This window comes from Dyadobacter bucti, from assembly GCF_005869225.1.
Lineage (GTDB): Bacteria > Bacteroidota > Bacteroidia > Cytophagales > Spirosomataceae > Dyadobacter > Dyadobacter bucti.
In genome coordinates, this window is record NZ_SWFP01000007.1 from 13,309 (window position 1) to 39,092 (window position 25,784).

28 protein-coding genes are annotated in these 25,784 nt (G+C 44.3%); 8 read left to right on the plus strand and 20 right to left on the minus strand.

What is annotated here, in order from left to right; translation table 11 throughout:
- Positions 1–141: 141 nt before the first annotated feature.
- The 12 genes from FBF61_RS35640 to mnmE form a co-directional block, all read right to left on the minus strand.
- On the minus strand, positions 142–438 hold the full coding sequence (locus tag FBF61_RS35640) for a helix-turn-helix domain-containing protein (protein ID WP_374756628.1): 297 nt from the start codon (positions 436–438) through the stop codon (positions 142–144).
- Entirely contained in the window at positions 396–812 is a 417-nt protein-coding gene (locus FBF61_RS35645) for a recombinase family protein (protein WP_138481358.1), read from the minus strand. The genes FBF61_RS35640 and FBF61_RS35645 overlap by 43 nt, the downstream gene beginning before the upstream one ends.
- A gap of 375 nt (positions 813–1,187) precedes the next feature.
- Positions 1,188–1,661, minus strand: a complete 474-nt coding sequence (locus tag FBF61_RS21820; protein WP_138481361.1) for a hypothetical protein — start codon at positions 1,659–1,661, stop codon at positions 1,188–1,190.
- Between the two features lie 315 nt (positions 1,662–1,976).
- Entirely contained in the window at positions 1,977–2,504 is a 528-nt protein-coding gene (locus FBF61_RS21825; protein WP_138481363.1) for a hypothetical protein, read from the minus strand.
- A complete protein-coding gene (locus FBF61_RS21830) occupies positions 2,497–3,195 on the minus strand; it encodes a P-loop NTPase family protein (protein WP_138481365.1) in 699 nt (232 codons plus the stop codon). Before FBF61_RS21830 ends, FBF61_RS21825 begins: the two co-directional genes overlap by 8 nt.
- Complete coding sequence (locus tag FBF61_RS21835; RefSeq protein ID WP_138481367.1) at positions 3,195–3,554, minus strand: hypothetical protein; 360 nt, start codon at positions 3,552–3,554, stop codon at positions 3,195–3,197. The genes FBF61_RS21830 and FBF61_RS21835 overlap by 1 nt, the downstream gene beginning before the upstream one ends.
- Before the next feature lie 286 nt (positions 3,555–3,840).
- Entirely contained in the window at positions 3,841–5,049 is a 1,209-nt protein-coding gene (locus FBF61_RS21840; protein WP_229215169.1) for a VapE domain-containing protein, read from the minus strand.
- Positions 5,050–5,155: 106 nt separating this feature from the next.
- The gene (locus tag FBF61_RS21845) at positions 5,156–5,494 is read right to left on the minus strand and encodes a helix-turn-helix domain-containing protein (RefSeq protein ID WP_138481369.1); all 339 of its coding nucleotides are present in this window, start codon (positions 5,492–5,494) and stop codon (positions 5,156–5,158) included.
- A 52-nt stretch (positions 5,495–5,546) separates the two neighbouring features.
- A complete protein-coding gene (locus FBF61_RS21850) occupies positions 5,547–6,800 on the minus strand; it encodes a hypothetical protein (protein ID WP_138481371.1) in 1,254 nt (417 codons plus the stop codon).
- A 4-nt stretch (positions 6,801–6,804) separates the two neighbouring features.
- Entirely contained in the window at positions 6,805–7,932 is a 1,128-nt protein-coding gene (locus tag FBF61_RS21855; protein WP_138481373.1) for a site-specific integrase, read from the minus strand.
- Positions 7,932–8,282 carry a helix-turn-helix domain-containing protein gene (locus FBF61_RS35650; protein ID WP_138481375.1) on the minus strand — a complete coding sequence of 117 codons (351 nt, stop codon included), beginning with the start codon at positions 8,280–8,282 and terminating at the stop codon, positions 7,932–7,934. Before FBF61_RS35650 ends, FBF61_RS21855 begins: the two co-directional genes overlap by 1 nt.
- Positions 8,283–8,540: 258 nt before the next feature.
- Complete coding sequence (gene mnmE, locus FBF61_RS21865) at positions 8,541–9,935, minus strand: tRNA uridine-5-carboxymethylaminomethyl(34) synthesis GTPase MnmE (protein WP_138481377.1); 1,395 nt, start codon at positions 9,933–9,935, stop codon at positions 8,541–8,543.
- A 170-nt stretch (positions 9,936–10,105) separates the two neighbouring features.
- Here mnmE and FBF61_RS21870 point away from each other — a divergent pair, with 170 nt between their 5' ends.
- The 6 genes from FBF61_RS21870 (at position 10,106) to msrB (ending at position 16,289) form a co-directional block, all read left to right on the plus strand.
- Positions 10,106–10,687, plus strand: coding sequence for a 7-carboxy-7-deazaguanine synthase QueE (locus FBF61_RS21870; RefSeq protein ID WP_138482078.1), 582 nt, complete (start codon positions 10,106–10,108; stop codon positions 10,685–10,687).
- Positions 10,687–12,585, plus strand: coding sequence for an OmpA family protein (locus tag FBF61_RS21875; protein ID WP_138481379.1), 1,899 nt, complete (start codon positions 10,687–10,689; stop codon positions 12,583–12,585). The genes FBF61_RS21870 and FBF61_RS21875 overlap by 1 nt, the downstream gene beginning before the upstream one ends.
- 179 nt (positions 12,586–12,764) lie before the next feature.
- On the plus strand, positions 12,765–13,724 hold the full coding sequence (trxB, locus tag FBF61_RS21880) for a thioredoxin-disulfide reductase (RefSeq protein ID WP_138481381.1): 960 nt from the start codon (positions 12,765–12,767) through the stop codon (positions 13,722–13,724).
- 82 nt (positions 13,725–13,806) lie between these two features.
- Complete coding sequence (locus tag FBF61_RS21885; RefSeq protein ID WP_138481383.1) at positions 13,807–14,880, plus strand: peptidoglycan DD-metalloendopeptidase family protein; 1,074 nt, start codon at positions 13,807–13,809, stop codon at positions 14,878–14,880.
- 10 nt (positions 14,881–14,890) lie between these two features.
- Positions 14,891–15,622 carry a bacillithiol biosynthesis deacetylase BshB1 gene (bshB1, locus tag FBF61_RS21890; RefSeq protein ID WP_138481385.1) on the plus strand — a complete coding sequence of 244 codons (732 nt, stop codon included), beginning with the start codon at positions 14,891–14,893 and terminating at the stop codon, positions 15,620–15,622.
- A 100-nt stretch (positions 15,623–15,722) separates the two neighbouring features.
- Positions 15,723–16,289, plus strand: a complete 567-nt coding sequence (msrB, locus tag FBF61_RS21895) for a peptide-methionine (R)-S-oxide reductase MsrB (protein WP_138481387.1) — start codon at positions 15,723–15,725, stop codon at positions 16,287–16,289.
- 63 nt (positions 16,290–16,352) lie between these two features.
- Here the strand turns inward: msrB and FBF61_RS21900 are convergent, their stop codons facing one another.
- Genes FBF61_RS21900 through FBF61_RS21910 form a run of 3 tightly spaced genes read right to left on the minus strand, consistent with a single transcriptional unit; the run spans position 16,353 to position 18,378 of the window.
- Entirely contained in the window at positions 16,353–17,042 is a 690-nt protein-coding gene (locus tag FBF61_RS21900) for a DUF3575 domain-containing protein (RefSeq protein WP_138481389.1), read from the minus strand.
- Positions 17,039–17,803 (minus strand): LVIVD repeat-containing protein, encoded by a 765-nt coding sequence (locus FBF61_RS21905; RefSeq protein WP_138481391.1) that lies wholly within the window; start codon positions 17,801–17,803, stop codon positions 17,039–17,041. The genes FBF61_RS21900 and FBF61_RS21905 overlap by 4 nt, the downstream gene beginning before the upstream one ends.
- A gap of 38 nt (positions 17,804–17,841) precedes the next feature.
- Entirely contained in the window at positions 17,842–18,378 is a 537-nt protein-coding gene (locus FBF61_RS21910) for an LVIVD repeat-containing protein (RefSeq protein ID WP_138481393.1), read from the minus strand.
- A 210-nt stretch (positions 18,379–18,588) separates the two neighbouring features.
- Between FBF61_RS21910 and FBF61_RS21915 the strand changes: the two genes are divergently transcribed.
- Positions 18,589–19,563, plus strand: coding sequence for a c-type cytochrome (locus FBF61_RS21915; RefSeq protein WP_138481395.1), 975 nt, complete (start codon positions 18,589–18,591; stop codon positions 19,561–19,563).
- Between the two features lie 12 nt (positions 19,564–19,575).
- Here the strand turns inward: FBF61_RS21915 and FBF61_RS21920 are convergent, their stop codons facing one another.
- The 5 genes from FBF61_RS21920 to FBF61_RS21940 all read right to left on the minus strand — a co-directional run bounded on the left by FBF61_RS21920 (position 19,576) and on the right by FBF61_RS21940 (position 24,574).
- Entirely contained in the window at positions 19,576–20,286 is a 711-nt protein-coding gene (locus FBF61_RS21920) for a pseudouridine synthase (RefSeq protein ID WP_138481397.1), read from the minus strand.
- A gap of 19 nt (positions 20,287–20,305) precedes the next feature.
- Complete coding sequence (locus FBF61_RS21925; protein WP_229215170.1) at positions 20,306–20,998, minus strand: DUF1361 domain-containing protein; 693 nt, start codon at positions 20,996–20,998, stop codon at positions 20,306–20,308.
- Between the two features lie 151 nt (positions 20,999–21,149).
- Positions 21,150–22,439, minus strand: coding sequence for a DEAD/DEAH box helicase (locus FBF61_RS21930; protein ID WP_138481399.1), 1,290 nt, complete (start codon positions 22,437–22,439; stop codon positions 21,150–21,152).
- Positions 22,440–22,637: 198 nt separating this feature from the next.
- Positions 22,638–23,003, minus strand: coding sequence for a DUF779 domain-containing protein (locus tag FBF61_RS21935; RefSeq protein ID WP_138481402.1), 366 nt, complete (start codon positions 23,001–23,003; stop codon positions 22,638–22,640).
- A gap of 17 nt (positions 23,004–23,020) precedes the next feature.
- Positions 23,021–24,574 (minus strand): aldehyde dehydrogenase family protein, encoded by a 1,554-nt coding sequence (locus FBF61_RS21940; RefSeq protein WP_229215171.1) that lies wholly within the window; start codon positions 24,572–24,574, stop codon positions 23,021–23,023.
- Positions 24,575–24,809: 235 nt separating this feature from the next.
- Here FBF61_RS21940 and FBF61_RS21945 point away from each other — a divergent pair, with 235 nt between their 5' ends.
- A complete protein-coding gene (locus tag FBF61_RS21945) occupies positions 24,810–25,742 on the plus strand; it encodes an AraC family transcriptional regulator (protein ID WP_138481404.1) in 933 nt (310 codons plus the stop codon).
- The last annotated feature ends 42 nt before the right edge of the window (positions 25,743–25,784 follow it).

Genomic DNA, 25,784 nt, shown 5'->3' on the forward strand with positions numbered 1-25,784 from the left:
TTGACCAAATAAAAGCTAGTAATGTAAAGAGCTACATGGATACATTAGATCGCGTGTGAACCAATCGAGGTATGGAATTCAATAACGTTACATTATAATATTTTTTGGAACTTTAGGCCTATTGGGTAATTCTGAATCATGCTAATCAATCTTCTTTTTATTATTTCTTTCCCAACCCTCAATCACAATTCCTTCATGTCGAAGATAATTGTATAAGGTAGTTTTACTACCAATTTTCAATTGTCTACAAATCTGCACAGTGGTATACTTCTTACTTTGGTACAAAGTTGCCGCTAAACTCGCTACCTGCTTCGATTTTTTAGTTAGCCCTTTGGGTCGCCCTCCTACCCTACCGCGTGCCCGTGCAGCCTCCATTCCGGCAAGCGTCCGTTCCATCAAGATTTCTCGTTCGTTTTCCGCAAATACCGAGCTGAGCATATACCAAAGACGGCCATTTTATTAGAAGTATTAATTCCTTCTGAAATACTCCGGAAGTCCACGCCCATTTCTTTCCATTCAACCATCAGCTTGATCAACTCATAAGTTGTTCGACCCAGCCGATCATTTCTCCGGACTACAATAATGTCTCCTTTGCGAAGTTCCGAAATCATCCTTATATATTCCGGCCTTTGCATTGAGGCTCCAGATATCTTTTCGTGATAAATTTTCTCACAACCTGCTTTCTTAAGAGAGTCAAATTGTGAGTCTTGATTTTGCTTGATCTTTGAAACCCGTATGTATCCAATACCATCCAAATAGTACAGTTCAACGTGCCAGTTCGAAATATACAGTAATTTGTTTTGGTGTACCACTCTGTAATTTCAAAGTGCCGAAAAGGGCTATTCTTTGAACTAAAATGGAAGAAAAATCAAGGGGTCTGATTGTACATAAATACCACGGTATTTATGTACAATCAAAGTTCTTATCATATTTGGATGGCGTCGATTAGTTCAGCTATTGATATCTATATTCGAATTCCCAGGACTCACCCAAGCTGAGCCAGTACAGGGGTGTGGAGCTAAATGACTGCCGCAAATTTGGCAAATGGAAAGAAAGTTGGCGAATTTTACGGTTTCTTACCTCTTTTACCAGTTAAGATTTTACACGTTCCAGTAGGGAGGTTTTAGAAGATTGATAAAAGAACAAATGGGAAAGAAATTCCTTTCCCATTTGTCTAAACCGGCAGCTCAGTCCTCTGAAATGCCGTACTGCCCTGCAAACACCATCATCCTCTCCTCAATCTGAGAAACACAGCTAAGTAAGTACAAAATTACCTCGATGTTCGTCGATTCCCTTTGCAGGTCCAAGACTGACTTTTTCAAATCCTTAACGTGCCGGATCAGATTTGGAATTAAACTTTTGCTGAGCACAAGTTCATTAATGTGATAGTTAGCTTTTTGGATAGCCGTTCTCAACTCAGTTGCCATTCCTGAAAATTCCCGGCTTACTAGCACATCGTATTCTGTTCGTTTCGCGATTAACAACAAACTCCCTGTCATTTTAAGCAAGTTTGTCATCTCGGCCCTTACCTCTGGATCTATCGGTTTAGATAATGTCACGGCTTCTCTACTAAGAAGCTTTTCACGGAGGAAAACACCAAAATCAACTATATAACCTTCATGCTCTTTCCTCAGCTGCTCAACCTCCAATGGTGTCAACATAAGAGTCACGTTTTGCCTGCGTTCTTGCTCCGGCAATCGGGGCCTTCCGCCCTTTTTTCGAAATTTTTTTTGTTCCATAATTATTTACAATGAGCCGTAGGGCGAATTGACTCCCAAAGGGCAAGCGGTTTTCCCGTGGACAGGAGACGCGCAGCGGGATTCTGACCATGTGAAAACATAGCTTGCTATTGAAGGAAATCCCAAAAAATTAGAATTGTATCGAAATCGCCCGATTCCGGTCGAAAAAATTTGAAAAATATTGAATTGATTAGAAATTGATTGAAAAAGGCACAAATGGGAAGAAATTTGCCTTGTTTACTTCTTACCTAGCGGAATCAGAATTCGTCCTAAATTACCGTCATCGATATACTCCTGTCCTATAAGGATGTCTCCAGATTTTTGATCCGCCTTTCCCATAATTAAGCATAGATGACCATCACGTTCGACAATCTTACCGTACTTCATCAGATTCTCATATGCTGGCGCATTTATGTATTCCTCTATAATTTGCTTGCGAAGTACGTATTCCCGGGTGGTCGTGCTATACCAAAGAACCATCGCTGAGATAAAGGTTCCCATGGCAGCAAACGGTAATGATAACCCAACCCCGAATCGTATTGCCTCGCTATTATTCCGGAAATTAATCTGGTTGACCTTGCCCTTGATATTTTTTGCAGCTTCATCAATCTGAATAACCGATCTGTTTACCTCGCTTGTAAGAAACATAAATCTTTGAGAGATTTCCGTCATGACCATGGCTGACCAATCGTCCATTTCGATTCCGTATTTCGCGGAGAACTGGCCTTTAAGCCTTGTCATTTGCTCTGTGCTGATTTCACTCATGGCTGAAATTCTCTTTAAGTTCCTTTTTCATCCTAATCCTTGCCCCAGGGCCGTACTCGTTTATAGAGTATCCCCTTCGTATGCCGTCCAACACCTGTCCGCCAAGAAGCGTAGAAGGATCAAAGTCCCCAAATCGTTTGTATGAGATGTTCAATTGCTTGCAATTTTCAGCCAGTTCAGTCGACAGGGCAGGAAACTGGTTGAAGCTTGTAATATTCTCCCAGGCGACAACTTTAAATTCGTTGTTGAGCAAAGACGTCATTTTCTGTAAATAGTTGACAGAAGCTTTGTACGCCCCACCACCACCGATGACTATATTGAAAACAATATCGAAACCAAGCTCATCACAGAATTCTCTGAATGGAATATCCCTTTGTATAAGCGCTGGAATCTGTTCTGATTCTGGTGCGCCAAAATCCATATAGATTTTTTCAAAGCTACTTTCTGCTAGACTCTCCATGTAGCCCAAAAACGTATCCCGCACCAGCACATCGCGATTATCAAGAAGAGAAATGGTTTCCAATCTGTCGGCACCTAGAAATTTGAGTTGACGTGTAGACGTCTGCGTGGAGCTATCCACGTCAACAAAAAGTGAATGCTCATCCGGCACAGAAAGCGCTCGGAAGTAAGTGTGGAAGCTCTTACCTACCCCTCCCTTGGATTGTAGGGTAAATTCAATAATACGACTCATTATTTTGAAAATTTAGATTTGATAATTTGATTTTGACTGGTGCTCAGCTCATCCGGATCTGACCATTGTACACCTGACCGGGAGTCACATGCCTTCGCCTTTTCTTCGCGTCTCGATGGCATAACCATTGAAGAGCGTATTTTCACAGCAGTTTTCATCTTACCATGAAAATAGAACCGGCAGTATTTGATATCGCCAACCGTTACAAGACCTGGCGTTCCCAAATCTCCATTGATAGTCTCGGCAATAAATACGGATGACAACCCTGGCTCAAAGTAGTCCTGGTATAAACTGTACAGAATCTTCCTGCGCTTACGGTCCTTCTTTTCAAAAAGACGGATTAAGATTTCGTTATCCATGACGTGTCAAAGTTTACGGTTGCCTAGAACCGCATTTGTTAAATATTAAACTTGGAAAGTGATTATTCTTTGAAAACAGGTACTACTACACCCGCTACGTTACTACATAACATTATAGAAAGCTCTCTATCAGCTATTTGCGCAAGAATCATTAGTCACTTCACTTACTACACTTCAATCTTGCTCCTACTTCACATTCTTTCTGAGCCCATCTCGTAGTAACTCGTAGTAATAGCATAATAATTGTCTTACTTCACTCAACTTTAAGATTATCAATGCAATAAGCCTATTTGTAGTAGGTAGTAAGATCATTATGTAAAATATAATATCCTTTTACAGGAAACCTTTGCTCCTCGTGCCCTCTTTTCTGAGTTTGAGTGAACCCCAAGAATTTAAGTGCTTTACCGATCTCGACTGGGCTAATTTTCAGTTTTCCGTCTGTTCTGATAGCTAGGTTCTCACACAGATCAGTTGCGGTGTAAAACTGATCAAAACGGTCCTTTGTGGCCGGAGAATAGAATTTTTGTATCAATTCGAACTCGATGGTTGTGGTCTTATACTTACTGTTTGCCAGCTCATTATCTAAAATTTCGTGCACTGTCATCTCGTATTTAAATCCCGATTTGTAGAGTTGATAAGCTTGCGACCAGACAACGTTGATATCAATGTCAGATTTGTACGCCCAATCAATCTCTCGAACTCCGAAACACAACCATCTGACGCTGCCAGTTTCATCAACCAAGAACTCAGCTTTGTTAGTCGAACCCCAGATAGATGCTCGTCTCGGTTCCATCTTTGGCCTTCGATCGTATGGGTGACGTACCTTAATATACGACTTGCTCATTAAGGTCTTTTGCGCATTGATCTCTGTCTTGGACAAAGTAGAAAGTTCATCTTGAATGACACCGAAATTCTGACACAATGCGATCAGACTATCCTTGTCAACAGAAATGTTTTCGACCTGATAATCTCTAAGCACCTCAGGAATCAAAAATCTTGTCAGCGTCGTTTTTCCACTATTTTGGTCATCCTGGACAAATATTAGCGCCTGCTTGTTGAAGTAATCATCGTTTAATGCACATACAACACAGCGAACCAACCATTTCTTAAACTGAACAATAAATCGTTGCGGATCATCGACACTGATGTACTGAGCAAACTTTTCAATATAATCGCCATGTATTTCTTCCTCCCACAGATGTTCGCTTGACTCAAAATAGGATTCGAACGGATTGATCCTGGGGATATAATCTGAACACAAAAACGTGTTAATCTCTCCGACACTCGTTTTATGTCCAGCCTCCCTGGCTTCAATGTACAGCGTATTCAGATTGGCCGGATGGTATTCGGACGTACCTTTCTCTCTAATAAGCACTTCATTTAAGATTACATTGTAAAGAAAATCGTACTTGGAAGACAAAAATCTGATCAATTTGACAGTGGAACTCTTCGAGGTCAGGCTAATAGATTTTACTCCCTGATGTTTTTTCATCATTCTGCATAGATATTGATTATCATGAACAGAAATGGTATATTTGTCTCACCACAAGCACAATACCATTTCAAGAAATTGAGGAAGCGAACCCTACAAGGTTCGCTTTTTACTTTCTCGCACTAGACGGTTGTCTGTTTGCAACATATGAACGGGCTTCGTCTTCGATTTCCTCTATTGTCTTTCTTCTACCAGTTCTGATATAATCTAAAAGCTCCTTACGGGAAAAATACAATCTCTTCGACTTTTTCATCACGGGTATCCGTCCGGCAGACACTAGATTGTAAACGGTAGGTACCGCAAGCTCCAATATTTGTGCTGCCTCCGTAATGTTCACAAACTTGTCGGGCATAGCACGTGTAGCATTAACAGTGTTTGATCTGAGCTCCATTACCAGAGATTCAATTCTCTCTAGTCGTTGGTCAATTACAATAAAAGGATTTTCCATTTGCAGTTATGTTTTGTTTCTGCAAGGATATGGGGTTTTATTAGGTGTTTTTTCACTTTTGTACTGGTTGTAAATTTTGTATGTCATTTTTGTACCGTTTTCTCACTTCTGGTAAGCAACTCTTCTTAATTGACCTGAAATTCTTCAGTATTGTATCAAAGTCAAACCCATCAAAATGATCTGTCAGTAGTCGTAAGTATCTTTCTCTATCTTTATTTTCATATAATTCATTAGAAGTTTCCTGCATAAACCGGTGAAAGACGTCCTGAGTTACGCCAACTTTAAATCTATCCAGCTTGATCTTTTCACCTTTCACTTCCCCCAAAAATGCCATTTTCAAAAATCTAGTAAAATCTCTTTTTGCCATTTGAGGAATGTCATTTTTGCATGCAGAACAACACATGACGCCAAAGTAGTCAATCACCTTCGGCATGGGCATTCCGTTGAACTGATTTTTCTGCTGACTAATTTCAAATAACTCAAGTTGGAACTCACTGTCGGCGTAAACTGCTGTTACCTTCGCATCGAACGAACCCTGGTTATCTGCAACGACAATATTATTGCTAAGCTGATGATCAACATCCGATGTTAGTTTGCGAGTAGCAGCACTATCGGCTTGATCAATCTCCATTATTCCTTCGTTGGCTTCCATTTTCACATCATCCGAGGTGGAAATTGTGACTGTATCTTCCTGATCGCTCCGTAAGTCGATTAACCTAGGATTATGATTAGACTGAGGCTCTCCGGCTTCAATTCTAGAGACTGCTCCTCCGGTAGTCCGTTCAATGCCATACTTATGAAAGTCTCCTTTAAAAATTTCCTTTGCCAATTTTTCAAAAATCAGAGAATTCTCCACCGAGGCATTTTGTAATTGAACAATATACTGGCTTGTTGTAAGCGCCCGTGTCGTGTGGATAAAATTCTTCCGTATAGTTCTCATTAAGCTCCAGAAAATTACCGAGATAAAACATGTTGAAACTCCGAAAGTCACGTACGCAATTGTCAATCTCTGTCCAGTCAGCCCCTCCCAAAACTTAGATTTGTAAATAAGGAAGCAACCTAAGGCAATTAGTAGTACATTAATCAAGTACACGAAGCGATTAACCCGCTTATGCCTTGTAGAATGAAAAGCTACAAAAAGATCAGGCGATAAAGCATAGGCATCGAAAAGCCTTAGTCCAATCGCCAAATACTTAAGTCTTAATGCTAAGTCTGAGCTTCTATCGTAGACGCATCGGTACTCACGCAGTTTGTACTGATTGATATTGATTCCCTGAATTGCCGGAAATACCTTGTTGTTTTCCATTCATTTACAGTTTTATTCGATTAGCAGCTTCAATTTTCTTTTTATCGATCACCTTGGTGTAGATCTCAGTCGTCTTTAAATGTCTATGCCCTAGCATTTTTGAAACAGTGTAAATGTCAGTTCCAAGTGTCAGTTGCAGCGTTGCGAATGTGTGCCGGAAACAGTGAAATGTAATTTTCTTGTTGATCCCTGCATTCATTATCCAACGAGAAAGTATCAAATTCGTATGCGCCGAATATTTGAGTCCTCGGAAAACACGCTCTTTATCATCTTCCCTATCCCCCATTTGTTCATATGCCTGCTCTGGAATATGGAGGGTTTCCGCACCTTTGGTTTTTTGCTGGGTAAATCTGAGAAAGTAGCCATCGATTTCAGAATGCTGCACTTCTTTCCAGGTCAGTTTTATCATATCGGACCATCTAAGTCCTGTCAGTGCTGAGAAAATTGCAGCACGCTTCAAAACTGGGTGCTCGCATTCAGTTAGGTAAACGGCTTTGAGCTCCTCTAAGGTTAGAAATTCGCGGTGGGTTTCTCCCTGCGACACGCCTTTCACTCTCAGCAGCGGGTTAGCTGCGAAGAGCCTGTCTTCAAATGCTTCTTTAATACACGCCCGAAACTTATTGTAGTAGCTATACTTGGTATTGGTAGAAAGGACTGCCTGCTCCGACTTTATGGATTTTACGTTATCTAAAAACGTCTTAAACCCTTCGCAAAACTTCTCATCAACTTGGCCGAAGGTGCATTTACCCTTTGTATAGAGATCCAAGTATTTATATGTCCCATACCAGTTATCATAATTGCCCTTCGACTTGTTTCGCTTCGCAGCCATGGCTTTGAAATATGCCAAGAAGTCCTTTTTGGCATTGAGCCTATCAGCGAAATCAAAATTTTGATTGATAAATTGAAGCTCTCTTTCCGAACGAATGCTTTCTGCCTTTGCCTTGCTTATCCGATTGTATTCTTTCTGAGTGGGATTCGCCGGCTTATCATACAAGTAAATTTTCAAAAACTCTCGCCGAGTTTCTTTCCCCGTTTCCGGGATGTAAATCGCAGGGTAATAATCCAGGTAAAGACTTTTTCTCCCGTCTGACAATATTTTTTCCCTAAGCTTTACACTTCTTGTCCTTTCCATTATATGAATAGTTTATCTATTGAACTTCTTGATATCACAATGCGGCGACCCAGCTTGACGGATTTGATCTTCCGATCACCGATGAGTCTCCATAATGTCGTCCTGCTAATCGTTAGCAACGAGCATGCATCCGTTATCGATAAATAGCTCTTTGCCGACACATCACTTTTTGCGATTTGCCTCTTCTCAATTGTCTCCTTTTCGCTCTGCTCCACCTTGCCCTGACGAACCCTCTTTTTGTAGTTCCTCCTGTTACATTTTAGGCAGCAAAATCTGGTCTGCGTAGTCCTCGCGGTGAACCGTTTACTGCATTCCTGACAGATCCGTACAGTCTCGATTGTTGAGCTCATTTTGAGATTTTTTTAAAGTGTTTCAGCATGTTTCTCAACGTTTCAGAATGTTTCAGTTTGTTTCATCATTTCCCCCCTAAATCGTTATTTTTTGTACCTTTTTGTACCTCGGCCTAAAAATACCATAAAAGGTACAAAAAGGTACAAACCACCTAGATATTATCGCAAAATATCAATAAATCAAAAACCCCATCAGGAGTGTCCTGATGGGGTTTTACTTACGTTTGTTTATATATATTTATGGTTACTTACTACTTATTACTTGCCGATACAAAACTTCCTAAAAATATTCTCCAGCAAATCATCCGTCACAATAGTCCCCGTAATCTCCCCCAAGTGATGTAGCGAGAGCCGGATATCCTGGGCCAGGAAATCGCCAGTGATGCCGGTGGCTAGACCGTGGAGGACGTCGGTGAGGGCTTCCTGGGTTTTTAAGAGGTGCTCGTAATGGCGGAGGTTGGTGACGACGGTATCGGTGGCGGACTGGCTGTGGACGAGTGATACCAGTTTGTCGGTGAGCGCTTTAAGGCCGATCTGATTTTTGGCCGAAATAGGCAAGATTTCACATTCTCCGAGCGATTCTTCCGGCAGTGCCTGGCTGATGTCTATCTTATTGAGCACAAATAAAATGTGCTTGTCGTCGGAGAGCAGGGCGGCCAGCTGCTGGTTTTCTTTTAATGTTTCTTCGCTGTCGAACAGAAAAATCACGATATCGGCTTTTTCCATCGCATCTTTCGAACGTTCGATTCCGATAGATTCTACCAGATCGGTCGTTTCGCGGATGCCGGCTGTGTCTATAAAACGGAATTTCAGACCGTCGAGCACGATGGTGTCTTCAATCACGTCGCGGGTAGTGCCTGCAATGCTGGTGACAATGGCCTTTTCTTCGTTCAGCAATGAATTGAGCAAAGTAGATTTTCCCACATTCGGCGACCCAATAATGGCTACGGGCACGCCCTCCTTTACGGCATTTCCAAAATCAAATGAATCGATCAGCGGCTCGATTGTATTGAGCAGTGCCTCAATGAGGCGTTTCAGATCGTCGCGCTGGGCAAATTCCACATCCTCTTCGCCGAAATCCAGTTCCAGTTCTATTAAGGAAGCAAAGTGGATCAGCTCGGTTCTCAGTGAAGCCAATTTTTTGGAAAAACCGCCTCTTAAATGGTTTAATGCAGTTCTGTGGCTCGCTTCACTGTCTGCCGCAATGAGGTCGGCGACGGCTTCGGCTTGTACCAGGTCGAATTGTCCGTTCAGAAAAGCGCGCTGGGTAAATTCTCCCGGCTTGGCGATCCGGGCCCCTTTTTGTATTAATAATTTGAGGATCTGCCGGATGATATAGTCGGAACCGTGGCAGGAAATTTCTACGGAATCTTCTTTGGTGAAAGACCGGGGCGTTTTGAAAACAGTTACCAATACTTCATCTATTACTTCTGCGGCAAACGGTTGTGCGTCAGACGTATCTGTTGTGGAATTAATTGTACCAAAATGGACGGTATGACTCTCCGCTTTTTCAAGATCTTTTCCCTTAAAAACCGAGTTGACCAGCGCGATTGAGCCCAGCCCCGACACCCGTATTACTGCGATGGCACCCACTCCCGAGGGTGTCGCCAGCGCACAAATTATTTCCTGCTGATAGATTTCCGAAGTATTCATAATACAAATATGCGACTAAATCGAGGATTGATCATGGAAAGGGGAAATTTGAATTTCATACATTTGTAGCATTTTTTGTAACAAATGTTTGTTACGATTTTACTGAACAATTCACTTTTTGAACCGTGTTAGCAGAAACTTCACCCATCGTTACCCAGCAACTTCCCGTTATGGAGGCCTTCTACACTTTGCAGGGAGAAGGCCAGCATAGCGGCAAGGCTGCCTACTTTATCCGGCTTGGCGGCTGTGAGGTAGGCTGTCACTGGTGCGATGTAAAAGAGTCGTGGGATGCGAGCATTCACCCCAAATTCGACATCGACTCGATCGTGGCGGGGGCATTGCAATTTCCCGGGCGATTGGCGGTGATCACAGGAGGCGAACCGCTGATGTACAACCTCGACGAACTCACCGCTGCATTACAATCGGCTGGTTTTCAAACCAATATAGAAACTTCGGGCGTTTATCCATTTACCGGGCATTGGGACTGGGTGTGCTTTTCGCCCAAGAAATTCAAGACCCCGCATCCCGACATTTATACCAAAGCCAATGAGCTGAAGGCGATCATTTATAACAAAAGTGACTTCGAATTTGCGGAAGAACATGCGGCGCTGGTGCAGGACAATTGTACCCTTCTGTTACAACCTGAGTGGAGTAAGCACGAGCAAATGTTGCCTTTGATAATTGACTATATCAAAGACAATCCCAAATGGAAAATGTCGTTACAAACTCACAAGTACATGAATATTCCATAATGCGCCGCGGTTTCATCATTTTCCTGTTTTTCAGTTTTGTTATATCAAAAGTATCCGCCCAGGATGCAGCGATGTCGAAAAAAGCCAGGGAATTGTTTGAAAAGGCTCAAAAGGCCTGGCAGGGAAGACAGCTGGTGGAGGCTGTCACATTGTTTGAAAAAGTCCTCGAAACAGAGCCGAACAGTTACGAGACAAACCTCAGGCTCGCCCAGATCTACGAACTTCAGAAAAATCCCGAACTCACCAGAAAGCATTATGCCAGGCTTATACAATTAAAGCCGGACGCTCCCCAATCGGCGACGGCATATCAATGGCTCGGACGGTATCATTTCGAGTCGGAGCGTTACGATTCTGCGCAGGTATATTATGAAAAAGCGTCGGCGTTATTTCCCGCCAGATCAAGCCTTTCCCGATTGGCCGAAAAATCAATCGCCTCTTCAAAATTTGCCCAAAATGCGTTAAAAAGCCCTTTAAAAATTCGAAAAAGATCTTTGGGGGACACGATTAATTTTCTGGGCACACAGTATTTCCCGGTAATGACCGCAGACAATGAGACACTGATCTTTACCGGCCTAACCGAAAACAGGGACGAAAATATCTATGTTACCTACCTGAAAAAAAATCACTGGGACGTTCCCGAGGAAATCTCTGCGGCCATTAATTCTGAAAATAATGAAGGTACCTGCACCGTTTCGGCCGATGGCAGGACGCTGGTTTTTACAGCTTGCAACCGGCAGGACGGCTATGGAAGCTGCGACCTTTATATATCAAAAAAAGAAGGCAAAGACTGGAGCCCACCCGTAAACCTGGGCGAAAATGTCAACACCCGTGACTGGGAATCGCAGCCTTCGCTGTCGGCGGACGGACATACTTTATACTTTGCTTCGGATCGCAGGGGCGGCCAGGGGAAAAGGGATATCTGGGTAACACAACTGGACGAAAAAAACACCTGGAAAACGCCCCGCAACCTCGGTCCGGTCATCAATACCTCGGATGAAGAAAATGCTCCGTTTATCCATGCCAACGGGCGTACCTTGTTCTATGCTTCGAACGGCTTTCCGGGTATGGGCGGTTTCGATATTTTCATGACGCAGTTGATGGATACGCTCTGGTCGGAGCCGAAGAATATTGGTTATCCTATTAATACGGTTTCAGATCAGGTGGGGCTGTTTATTGCTTCCGACGGTGAGCGCGCCTATTATACCGACGACAGTTCTGAAAAAGGAAAAGGGCGATCGTTGTTATATACCTTCGAACTTCCCGAATCGCTGAAGGAACTGATCACGCCTACCCGGTATGCAAAGGGAAAGGTATTTGATAAAAAAACACAAAAACCGTTATCCACAGGCATTGACCTGTATGATCTGAACACGCAGCAAAAGGTTGGTGAATTTTCCTCGGACGGGCAGACGGGTTCTTTTCTGGCGGTTTTGAACAAAGGCAGCGACTATGCGTTTTATGTATCTAAAGCCGGCTACCTTTTCAAAAGCCTCACTTTCTCCGTCAACGATTCCACTTCGTTTGTAGATCTTGATATTCCTCTGGAAGCCATAGAAAAGGATCGGGTGGAAGTTTTGAACAATATATTTTTCAAAACCGGTGAATACCAGCTCGACGAAAAATCGAAAGTTGAACTGGATAAAATGGTAGATTTCCTGGTTCACAATAAATCTGTGCGGATAGAAATTTCCGGACATACGGACGATGTGGGTTCGGATACCGGTAATCTGGAACTTTCCAAACGGCGGGCACAGTCGGTGCAGGAATATTTGAAAAAATCGGGGATCACCGCAGACAGGATTTCCTCTCTCGGTTATGGTGAAAGTAAACCGGTTGCGCTAAACGACTCTGACACGAACCGGCAAAAGAACAGGCGGATCGAATGGCGGATTCTCTGAGAGAATTTGCATAAAGAACCTAAATTTCGCACTTTTGTCGATCAGCCAATGTTATAAATGACGAGTATAAACATTGCAATGCTCCAATAGGCACACTATATAACGCCCGGTTTTGGCCCTGCTTTATCTTTTTGAAAGGAATTACCGCATTCGTCAATAACATTTAGTATTAACTTAACATGACATCTGAAAAAGTTTCCTGCCTTATTATTGGTTCCGGCCCTGCCGGTTATACCGCGGCAATATATGCATCAAGAGCGGGATTGAATCCTGTACTTTACCAAGGTGCCCAACCTGGTGGCCAGCTTACGATTACGACTGAGGTTGATAATTATCCCGGCTATCCTGACGGAATTACCGGACCTGAAATGATGATCAATTTCGAGAAGCAGGCAAAAAGGTTCGGAACCGATATCCGTTACGGATTGGCCACTGCGGTTGATTTTACAACTTATCCGCTTAGCGTCACCATCGACGGCAAACATGAAATCATTGCTGATTCTGTAATTGTTTCTACAGGGGCTTCTGCGAAGTGGCTCGGTCTGGAAGATGAAGAGCGGCTTAACGGACGTGGCGTTTCTGCCTGTGCGGTTTGTGACGGTTTCTTTTTCCGTGGTCAGGATGTAGTGGTGGTTGGTGCGGGCGATACGGCTGCCGAAGAAGCAAGTTATCTTGCTAAACTGGCACGGAAAGTATATCTGCTCGTGCGCCGGGACGAGATGCGTGCTTCCAAAATCATGCAGAAACGTGTAGAGATGCTTCCTAATATTGAAGTATTGTGGAATACCGAAACTGTGAAGCTGAACGGTGAAGACGGACTGGAATCTGTTTTAGTAAAAAATAATAAAACCGGCGAGGAGCAACTTCTGGACGCAACTGGTTTCTTTGTAGCAATTGGTCACAAACCTAACACGGATATTTTCAAGGGTTATCTCAATATGGATGAAACCGGATATATCCAGACTATCAAAGGAAGTGCATGCACCAATGTAAAAGGTGTGTTTGCTTGCGGTGACGCTCAGGACAATGTTTACAGACAGGCTATTACGGCGGCAGGTACCGGATGTATGGCTGCCCTTGATGCTGAGAGATTCCTGATGGAGCGTGAAGTAGAGACTATTATTGAAGAAACAGCTTAATATTTGCCCAACCCCTAATTCTGAATCAGGCTGTCACGTAGCACTTGTAGCACGGGGCGGTCTGATCTGGTTTTTTATTAATATGAAATTAAAGCTTATTGTAAGTTTGCTATTCACCGTGTGTTTGATCTCCTGGAACACGCAAGCGCAAGAGCGAGGAAAATTCCAGAAAAATCCAAAAATCAACCAGTCCGGAAACAATGCCAACGAAGGACCTACCCGGATCAGCGCCCCCCAGCCTGAGGACGAATACCAGGTAGAAACATCCAATCTGAAATTTCAAAGCCAGTTTGAACCGGTAAAACCCCTTAACCCTGTTGTAAGCGAAGACACTGCCACGATCGATGAAGGCGAAACCGACGTCGTTGAAGTCGTTGATTCTTTACTTGTGGCAGATGAATGGGTAAAGTCGGCGGAATATTATGTGATTTGGGACGCCCGAACGATTAACCCTTACGGGCTGAGTCCGCTGGAATTCGACGAACCGGTGGACTTGAAATTATACGATACTACGGCGAGCCGGCTCTGGAGCACGCCCATGCTCGCTACCAGGCCTACGTCCAACTTCGGCTACCGCTGGGGAAGATGGCATAACGGCAGTGACCTGGACCTGGAAACCGGGGACACTGTGCGATCCACTTATGACGGAATGGTCCGGATCGTTGCCTGGGACGGCAGCGGTTATGGTCGTTTTGTCGTTGTACGGCATTATAATGGTCTGGAAACACTGTACGGGCATTTGTCCAAACAACTTGTAGAATCCGGTCAAATGGTTAAAGCTGGTGAAGTACTTGGGCTGGGCGGCAGCACAGGCCGTAGCACGGGATCACATCTCCACTACGAAAACCGGTATGAGGGAAATCCGTTTGACCCCAGATATATTTTTGATTGGGACAATAAAATGATCAAGTCCGACCACTTTTTGCTAACCAGCAGCGTTTGGAACCACCTTCGGGGGAAGTCCAGCAGAAGCGAGTTCGAGAGTGGCGATGCACCGGTTGCCTATACACGTTCTGTGCTTCACCGCGTAAGATCCGGCGATACCCTCAGTTCTATTGCAGGAAAATATGGCGTTAGTATTTCTTCCATAGCCCGTCGCAACCGTATGTCGACACGCGCCACATTGAGGATCGGGCAAAAGCTTCGCATCAAATAATTAAAAACTTATGAAACTTGATATTCTTGCCATCACTGCACATCCGGACGATGTGGAGTTATGTTGTGCAGGTACGCTTCTGGCGCAAATAGCCTTGGGCAAAAAAGTAGGTATTGTTGATCTGACCAGGGGTGAACTCGGTACCAGGGGAACGCCCGAAGGACGTGTTCAGGAAGCATTGGACGCAGCCAAACTACTGAACGTGGCGGTGAGAGAAAATGTAGGGCTGGCTGACGGGTTTTTCCAAAATAACGGGGCACATCAAAAAGCGATCATACCCTACATCCGGAAGTATCGGCCCGACATTGTGATCACCAATGCCATCGACGACAGGCACCCTGATCACGGCAGAGGCGGGCAGCTTGTTTCCGACGCCTGCTTTTATTCGGGATTGAGAATGGTCAAGACGTGCGATGAAACGGGGAAGGAGCAGGAAGCATGGCGCCCGGGCAGGGTTTTTCATACCGTGCAAGACCGTTACATCAGTCCAGACTTTATCGTAGATATCTCGGATTTTCATGATAAGAAAATAGAAGCCATTCGTGCCTTCAAAAGCCAATTCCATGTACCGGAATTTGACGAAAACAGCAATGAGCCCCAGAGCTACATATCCACACCCGAATTTCTTGAATTCGTTATTGCACGGGCAAGGGAAATGGGCCATGCGATCGGAGTTACGTTCGGGGAGGGTTTCACTTCTGCTAGGAAACTGGGCGTCAAAGATCTTTCCGCTTTTATCTAAATTTTTCACGATGAATTATTGTTAAATAAAAGTAAGATGATTTAACCTTTTGAGCCTCTGTTATCGTATCTAAAGGAAATTATTAAAAACTATAGACAGCATGAAAAATACATTGGCGTCTTTGCTCGTGGCAACTTTTGTTATCCTTCTTCAGAATTGTTACGGGCAGTCTTCGCAGCAAGGAACGGATCAAAAAAAAGGTACCCCATACTCGCGAACTGACACTTCAAAAGTCATCAAAAGCAACCAGGAATGGCAAAAGCTTCTTTCTCCGGAGGTTTACAATATTGCCCGTTTAAAAGGAACAGAAAGGCCATTTACGAGCAAATATGAGCATTCAAAAGAGATAGGAACGTTTTATTGCGCAGTCTGCGGAAACGCGCTTTTCAAGAGCGATGCAAAATATGAAAGCGGCTGCGGGTGGCCGAGCTTCTTTGAGCCGATCAGCAAAAAATCAATTATTGAGGCAAAGGACAACAGCCTGGGCATGCAAAGAATAGAGGTGATGTGCGGCCGCTGCAAGTCACATTTGGGCCATGTATTCGATGACGGCCCGCCGCCTACCGGTTTGCGTTATTGTATCAACGGTGTGGTACTGGATTTTGAAAAAGCCAAAACTGCAGAAAAGAAGTACAACAAGAAAACCAAGCCCGAGACAGGGAGCTAGACTCACATCTCGTCTCTATAACCCAGGGTTTAAACCCTGGGTTATAGACATGCACGAGGCAGACTAGTCCTCAAACTTCCCCAACATAATACCGATATTGAAACCCATCGCCAGGCTCGGGAACGTCTCAATCGAACCGGGCCTGTTGTTTTCCCAGAAGTACCCGGATCCGGAAAAGTTAAAATCGTCAACCCCATCAGACAGGCTTCTGACCCTGTACTGACGAAGGCCGAAACCAGTGAAAACATCCAATGTCATGCGGTTGGAAAAATAAAACTGCCATCCGGCTTTCACATGCGCAGCACCGACCGATCTGGCCGATTTGATATCCTTGTTTTCGAAATAACCGCATGTTCCGTTGACACAGTCCATACCGACGAACTTATTCTCCCTGTAGATTACTTTCTTGAACATAAACTCAGGACCCACATAGCCCCTCGCCCACTTTTTTCCAAAATAATAATACCGGAGCTGTGTCCGGGTTTTGAAGATTTCCTTATCAGGCCGATAATCGTAGCCGGAATACCATATACTAAATGACGAATGTCCATAGCCCAGATCCTGCTGAAGGGTTAGTTTTTCATGTCCAAGAGGTATTTCCACACCAAACTGGACTGTGTTATCGATATCAAATAACGTGAGCGGCGAAAATTTCACGATTACGTGCCCAGGTGCGGATCTGGCATTTATTTGTGCAAAACATGGGCTAATAAAAAAAAGCAGCGTTACTACTAATCCGGACACTTTCCTCATAAAACCGGTATTTTACTTAGAAATTCAACATTGTCACTATTATCATATCTATATTGAAAGAGTCCTTTCTCGCCAGTGATGATAAGATTGTTATTCCGGACGATCACATCGTACGAAGGTAAGTCCTCAAAATGATGCTTCAAAACAGGATTTCTTGGCTCAGTGATGTCCATAACCTTAAAGCCATTTTCTCCTTCACAAACAAAAAGTTTGTTACCTGAAACTCCAAGCCCGTAGGGAGAAGTCATCGCCTGAGTGCTCACCATTACCGGCTGCGATTTGTTGCTCACATCTACTACGTCCAGGGAACTGAACGTATTGCCCAAGCGGCAAGCTACTCCCGAACGCAAAGTCACATACGCATACTGGCCCTGTACGACCACAGGATCACAAGACTGGATGTGGGTGTATTTTGTTACAAACGAAGGATTGTTGGGATTGCTGTTGTTGTAGATGTACATCCCATCGTTAGCACCGATGAAAAGATGGTTCTGATACGGAAAAATGGTTTCGATACCAACGTTCATGTCTTTTTTTTGCGCCTTTACAGGGTTTCCGGCATTGGCGATATCGTACACTTCCAGGGATTCTTTTGAAACAATATAAAGGGTGTTGCCTGTAATCGCAAATCTCGCCATGGAGCCGCCGACACCAGTCTGGGGTGAGACGCTTGAGTCGGCATTTTCCTGGCAGCCGATCAGTAGCATGATCAGTCCGATCAGCGTGAGGCCAATAAAAAAAAGAGGGGCTAATTTTTTCATAAGCAGCGTATAGTTTTCAGGAATAGTTGGATGAAGAATTAACGGTAACATTTAGGTCTTTCTGACATAGGTACTTTCTCCCAGCCTATCACGATACCCTTTTTATCCTCCGCACATTCAAAATAGATATTCCGGAATGACGGGTAATTATTGACCGGGATTGCATCTGCAATTGTTTTGGTCAGCTTCGGGGACTTGGGGTCACTGATGTCGAAAACAACCATATTTGACATGTTGTCCGCATATAGCCAGCTACCCTTTGCAGCCATATCATAGTTTCCCGGAATTGAAATAAAGGACAGGTTTTCCGGGTTTTTGGGATCGGAATTATTGATAACATGAATTCCTTCACCTGACTCATTGACAAAAATATAAGGATCAAGAAGGTAAATTTTACCGGGCTTGGATAAGAGCCGCGGCTCCTGGATTTGAATTTTCGCTACCTCTTCGGCAGTCGCATAGATCGGCCGGTAGCCGGTGCCATCGAATTCTATTCCGTTAAAAGGTACGCTGTCATCTGTGATACAGGACAAGGAGGCAAATAGAAGCAGAAAAATGGGCAGAATATTTTTCATAGAATGGTATAGTATTAAACGTTCCTTTTCCTTTCGGACACAACGTTGCAGAAAAACGTTGCACAGGCAGTTCAAAATAATCAGGGAGCACCGAAATTTTACCGTTTAATATGTTTTCAGGCAAAAAATGGCCCTTACGTACCTCAGAACGAGTACACACTACATGTTTTCCATAGTTTTGCATTTTTAACGTTCCTGTACCTATTCACTATGAAAAAAATTCTAAAAATCGCCGGCATTCTCGTGCTGGTTCTAATCATGTTTGCACTCGGGGCGGTTGCTTATGTAAAAACAGCCCTGCCCGATGTAGGCGAAGCTCCTCAGCTCAACATTGAAAAAACACCCGCCCGTCTGGAACGCGGCGAGTACCTTGCCAATCACATTACGGTTTGTATGGATTGCCACAGCACACGTGACTGGACCCTGTACGGGGGACCTTTGAAAGAAGGAAATTTGGGAGGTGGCGGCGAAGCCTTCAACAAAGACATGGGCTTTCCGGGCAATTTTTATGCGAGAAACATTACACCTTATGCACTGGGAAACTGGACAGATGGTGAGATTTTCAGGGCTATTACGACCGGTGTAAGCAAAAATGGAAACCCTTTGTTTCCTGTAATGCCATATCACGGTTACGGCCAGCTTGATACCGAAGACATTTACAGTCTGATTACTTATGTAAGATCCTTGAAGCCGGTTAAAAACGATGTACCTGCTTCTGAAGCTGATTTTCCGGTTAATATTTTGCTCAATACCATGCCCGCCAAAGCAAATCCCGGTAAACGCCCGGATGAAACCGACATACTGAACCACGGTAAATACCTTGTCCTTGCTGCCAATTGCGTCGAATGTCACAGCCAAACCGAAAAGGGCGCAAAAATACCTGGTACAGAATTCAGCGGTGGTATGGAATTCAAATTTCCCTCTGGCACCGTGCGTTCGTCCAACATCACTTCCGACAATAAAACGGGGATCGGTTTGTGGAGCGAAGACGCTTTCGTAAAACGTTTTAAACTGGATAACGACTCGGGGTATGTTCCCCACAAGGTTGGACCAAAGGATATGAATACGCCAATGCCTTGGGGCATGTACAAGGGAATGGACGAAAAAGACCTCAGAGCTATTTATAGGTATCTGAAAACAATCAAACCGATTGAACATCAGGTTGTCAAATTCACGCCCAATTAAAACACAGTGAGATCAGCGCGAGAAACCCAGCAAGTCCATCATTCCCAGGAACTCAGGCTGATATTCTGCGCTGATCTTTATTATCCCACCCGAAACAGGGTGTACAAATTCCAGTTGCGTGGCATGCAGTAACATGGTCATCATCTGGAATTTGTCTTTAAAAAACTTGTTCTGCTTATTGCAACCATGCGGCCGGTCTCCGATGATCGGATGAAGAATATGAGCCATATGCTTTCTCAGCTGGTGCATGCGGCCGGTCGTGGGCGTTAATTCGACCAGTGAGTACCTCGACGTGTTATGTTTTCCAATAGCAAAAGGTACCTCTTGCCTTTGTAATGTTATATAAGAAGTAAATGCCTCCTGAACAGTGCCGTCTTCTTTTTGTAACGGATAGTCAATCTCCCCTTTGTCGTCCGTAAATCCCCGGACAATCGCCCGATATTTCTTTTTCACCTGCCCGTTGGCAAATTGTACTTGCATCAAACTGTTCATTTCTTCGTCTAAGGCAAATAGCAATACACCAGCTGTTTTTCGATCCAGGCGATGGACAGGATATACTTTCTGGCCAATCTGGTCTCTCAGAATCTGTACCGCAAAAAGATCTGCGTCTGCCGCCATAGAAGTACGGTGCACCAGAAGCCCGTGGGGCTTATTTATGGCTACCAGGTCTGATCCCTGATAGACAATATCCAGTTGAAAACGATCGGTTGAAAGCAACTCCATTGACATCCAAATTCCGGGCTTAGTCGGCCGCTTCAATAGTTTTCCTGCTATGCCTGATCCGGAACCTGATGATTGCCCATAAGACGAGATAAAGTATTCCTAAAAGCATTCCTATCTCCATGCTGAAAACCAAAGCTGTACGGTCCAGGGCACTTTCAAACAAATTTTTGAGGATTGCCATCGGATCATGCAGTATATCCCAGCTGTTCATACGCCTTACCCGCCCCAAATACACGCCGAACCCGGCCAGCGGCAGGCTCATTAAAAGAAAAACCGTACTTACACTCCTGCTAAAAACACGCCGCCAGGAGCGGTGTATCCAATACAACGAAACAAGCCCGTTGAAGAGGCTGACTTCCGCATAAAAAAACAGCATGATGGTATCATGCCAGGTAAGGTCCCGCTGATAATCCACAGTCAGATGCGCCAGATCGGTGATCATGTACGGGGCATTTGGGAAAAAAGCAAGCCATATGAAACTTAAAATGATAAGCCACACGGGAATTTTACCAAAACGTTTGGTGAAATTATCGGCAAGGAAGGCTACGATCAGAGGAATCCAGCTTAAAAACAGATTCCAGTCCATTGAAAAATCAACGGGAGAATTAAAATAAATCCTGATAAGATGAAAGAATACTGCCACCAGGCTGAGTACCAGCAGGAGCAGCAGTGAAAACAACCCCTCCATGGTAATAATGGGAGGATCTGACACGCTAAACTTATAATTTCTTATCCAATCAATTAAACGGTCCAATAGTTATTAATTTAAGTTCATGCATGACGATCTGAAAAAATCAATGCCAAGCAAAAAGGATAAACACTCCTTGATGCTGCTTACGTCTCTGACAAACTCTGAATGGCAGTTATGCCTGGGTGGTTGGGTTCGTTTGTTCCCTTTTGGGCTTACGTCTGTTTTTTCTTCCGGCAACTTTGCCCGTTGGCTTATTGCTGCCAGCGTTACCGCTGCCGGGTTTCCTTCGTCCGGTGGTTCTGAAACGTTTGGGTTCGAATACTGGCGGCTCGCCTAGCCCCAAATCCTGTGTAATACTTCTTTTTTCAACTTCTTTTTCAAAAAGGCGTTCAATTTTCAGAACGTATTTCTGATCCGCTTCATTTATAAACGTAATCGCAGTCCCTTTTGATTCAGCACGCGCTGTTCTTCCGATCCGGTGCACATAGTCCTCCGGATCGCGCGGAACATCATAATTTACGACATGGCTCAGGTTATCAATATCAATACCCCGGGATAACACATCTGTCGCCACTAAAACGGGAAAAGTTCTGTTTTTGAAATCCCTTAGCACAATTTCACGGTCGGCCTGTTCCGAATCCGACGAGATCCCCTGCGCCCGCAATCCAAGCTTACGCAACGACCTGACGATCGGCTCCACAGTCGATTTTCTCGAAGTGAACAGTACCATACTTGTATTCTGAACCTCACTTAGCAAATGAATCAGCAACGGAAGTTTTTGCTCATCTTTTGCCATATAAAACTGCTGATCGATCCTGTCAACCGGTCGCGACACGGCCAGTCTGATTTCTTCCGGATTGTGAAGAATCCTTTTAGCCAATTCTCCGATTTTGGAAGGCATGGTTGCAGAGAACATCAGTGTTTGCCGCTTTGCCGGAAGAAAACTCATGATTTTGAGAATATCACTCAAAAAACCCATATCGAGCATCCGGTCTGCCTCGTCAAGCACCAAATGTTTCAAATGTGCAAAACTCACGTACCCGAGCTGCAAATGTGCAATCAGACGACCAGGCGTAGCGATAATAATATCCGCACCTTGTGTAAGCGCTTTTTTCTGCTGGTCCCATTCAGGGCCTTTATTGCCTCCATACACAGCAATGCTGGTAGCTCCGACAAAATAACCCAGCCCCTGGATCTGCTGATCGATTTGCACTGCCAGCTCGCGTGTAGGCACAAGGATAAGTGCACCTGTCTGCTCGTTGGTTTCGTGGGCCACCTTGTCAAGAATCGGAATGAGGTAGGCGGCTGTTTTACCCGTACCTGTTTGTGCGCAAGCCAACAGATCTTTACCGCTAAGAATAGACGGAATCGCTTGTTCCTGAATAGGTGTGGCTTGCTGATAATTCATGGAGTCCACGGCGTTCAGCACGTCTTCGTGGAGTTCAAATTCATTGAAATTCAAAATTCAGCTTGTAAAGTCTATAAAAACTGTATTTACAGACAAGTTAATAAAAGCTGACATTAATTTTCCAAGTCAGCAAACCGCTTGATTTGAACAAATATAAAAAATATCGGGCTAAAAAGAAAGAAGCGCGGGAAAACAGGAATGCCAGAATTTACCGGCACGCCCGTCGTCCTGCGCTCGATCACCCAAATGGAATTACCCGTTTACCGCCACCAAGTCCTTCGCCTCCTGTTCACTGTACAGCCTGGATTTGGTAATAAAGCGTATTCCCATCGGAATTTCCAGAGAAAAACTAGATCCTCTTCCCGGCGTGACATCAATGGTGAGCTGGGTATGTTTCCAATATTCGAACTGATCCCTGCTCATAAAGAATTCACAGCCGGCTATTTCTCCAAGCAGCACATCGCTGTCGGATGTCCTGAATTCTCCTTTTTCAAAACACATCGGTTGCGACCCGTCACAACATCCTCCGCTCTGGTGAAACATCAGATCTCCGTAACGCTCCTTCAGTTCGTCAACAACTTTTTCTGCCTCAGGCGTTATTAATACCCTGGATGTCATATCGTTGCTTATTTTGTTCAGAAAAATCCCAACTTATTTTTGTCATAGGAAATCAGCATGTTTTTGGTCTGGCGATAATAACCAAGCATCATTTTATGGTTTTCGCGCCCAAATCCCGATTTTTTATATCCACCGAAAGGCGCGTGAGCCGGATAGGCATGATAATTATTTACCCATACCCGGCCAGCCTGTATAGCGCGCGGCACCTGATAAATCTCGTGGGCATCGCGGGTCCACACTCCTGCTCCCAGACCGTACAAGGTATCATTGGCAATTGCAATCGCCTCTTCTGTGGTTTTAAAAGTGGTTACGCAGACAACGGGTCCAAAAATTTCCTCCTGAAAGACCCGCATTTTGTTATGCCCTTTAAAAATAGTAGGCTTGATGTAGTACCCACCCGAAATACCGTTTTCAAATGTCTGCGCATCGCCGCCTGCCAGCACTTCCGCTCCTTCTTCTTTTCCTATCTTTAAATACGAAAGGATTTTTTCATACTGATCATTGGAAGCCTGTGCGCCCATCATCGTAGTTGAATCCAGCGGATGCCCCATTTTGATTGCATTGGTACGCTCAATAACACGGCTCATAAATTTATCATAGATACTTTCATGAACCAGGATCCTCGACGGACATGTACATACTTCTCCCTGGTTGAGGGCAAATAAAACTGCGCCTTCAATAGCTTTATCAAAAAATGCGTCGTCTTCATCGGCCACCGAAGGAAAGAAAATATTTGGTGATTTTCCACCCAGCTCCATTGTCACCGGAATGAGGTTATCCGATGCATACTGCATAATAAGCCGGCCTGTTGTGGTTTCGCCCGTAAAAGCGACCTTGGCGACCCGAGGGGAAGAAGCAAGTGGCTTACCTGCCTCCACACCAAATCCGGATACAATGTTCAAGACACCCGGGGGAAGAATATGGCCGATCAGTTCCATCAGCACCATAATAGAGGTTGGAGTTTGTTCAGCTGGCTTCACCACAACGCAGCAACCTGCCGCAAGGGCGGGCGCTATTTTCCAGGTAGCCATAAGCAAGGGGAAATTCCAGGGAATAATCTGCGCTACAACACCCAGCGGCTCATGTAAGTTGATGCAGACCGTATTTTCATCATGCTCCGACACACTTCCTTCCTCCGCTCTGATCACGCCTGCAAAATACCTGAAGTGATCCACACACAAGGGCAGATCCGCCGCACGCGTTTCACGGATGGCTTTGCCATTGTCAATTGTTTCCACAACGGCCAGATATTCCAGATTATCCTCAATAACCTGCGCGATCTTTAACAAAAGATTACTTCTGCCAGCAGCAGATGTTTTGCTCCACGAAGGAAATGCCTGATGCGCTGCATCCAGTGCGTTTTCAATATCTTCTTTAGTAGACCTTGCAGCTTTTGTAAACACCTGGCCATCGATCGGGGAAACATTTTCAAAGTATTCGCCCTTAATGGGCTCCACGAATTTCCCGCCAATGAAATTTCCATATTTTTCCTTGAACTCCGGCCTCCTGGCCAGGTTTTCACTGACGTTCGCCTTAGGCTCAGCAACTGGGTTTTGGGTTTCTGCACTCATATCATTAAGGGATTAATTAATTGAACATTGAATACAAACTTACCTCCGAGCCTCGTTAATCATTGGTACAATCGTTCCATATTGTAGCATAAATATCTCATTTTATCAAAAAAGAATTATATTTATTTAACTAATTTGAGCGGGCAAAATGGAGGACATGGATCAGGGGCAGATGAAAAAAATCCGCGAGAATGTATGAAACAAGCTATACATTACGTAAACGCTCCCATTAACTATGTCCGCCGGATACAAATTAAACCAGGTAGCTCTCTCAGCAGAAAGATCCCTCAAAACACTCGTCGAAAACCGGCGTGCTTTTACACTTCAGAATTGCGAGCTTAACCTTTTTGAAACCCTGCAGACCTCTGAGCTGGTGTCGCTGACTTTCCCGGATTTTGTGGTGACCAGTATGCTAAGAGGGAAAAAAGTAATGCACCTCTTTGATAAGCCTGGCTTTGAATACCTGCCGGGAGAGTCGGTCATTGTGCCGGCGCACGTCACTATGAAAATTGACTTCCCGGATGCCACCAAAGAAAATCCCACTCAGTGCATCGCGCTGGCCCTCGATCACATCAAAATCCAGCAGATCATCGACCGCCTCAATGAACAGTACCCAAGACAGGGGCAGCATCAGTTCTGGCAGCTGCATCATAACCAGTATCATTTCCTGAATAACATCGAGCTGGCCCAGACAATGAACAAGTTGATCAGCATTTGTTCGGGTTCTTCCCTAAGCAAGGACATTTTCGCTGACTTAACCCTGCAAGAGCTTGTCGTCCACATTATCCAGACACAAAACCTGCAGACGGCCATTGATGATCCCCACGCGAATACAGACAGTCCCCTGGCTTACGTAATCAATTATATCAGGGCGAACATTACAGAAAAGATACAGGTAGATGAGCTCAGCGAAAAGGCATGCATGAGCAGAACATCATTTTACAGGGCATTTAAGCGCGAATTCAGCATTAGCCCGCTTGACTTTATATTGCAGGAAAAAATCAAAAAAGCCAAGCATTTACTCTCGGAAACAAAAGCAAGCATTTCTGACGTATGTTACCAGCTTGGATTTTCTGATCTAAACTATTTCGGCAGGCAATTCAAAAAATCCGAAGGTATATCCCCTACCCAATATCGAACTGTATCGGGTGTGAACGTTGGGAAATAACGCATACAATTTCCGACTATCTAAGCTATATCATGAAAAAAT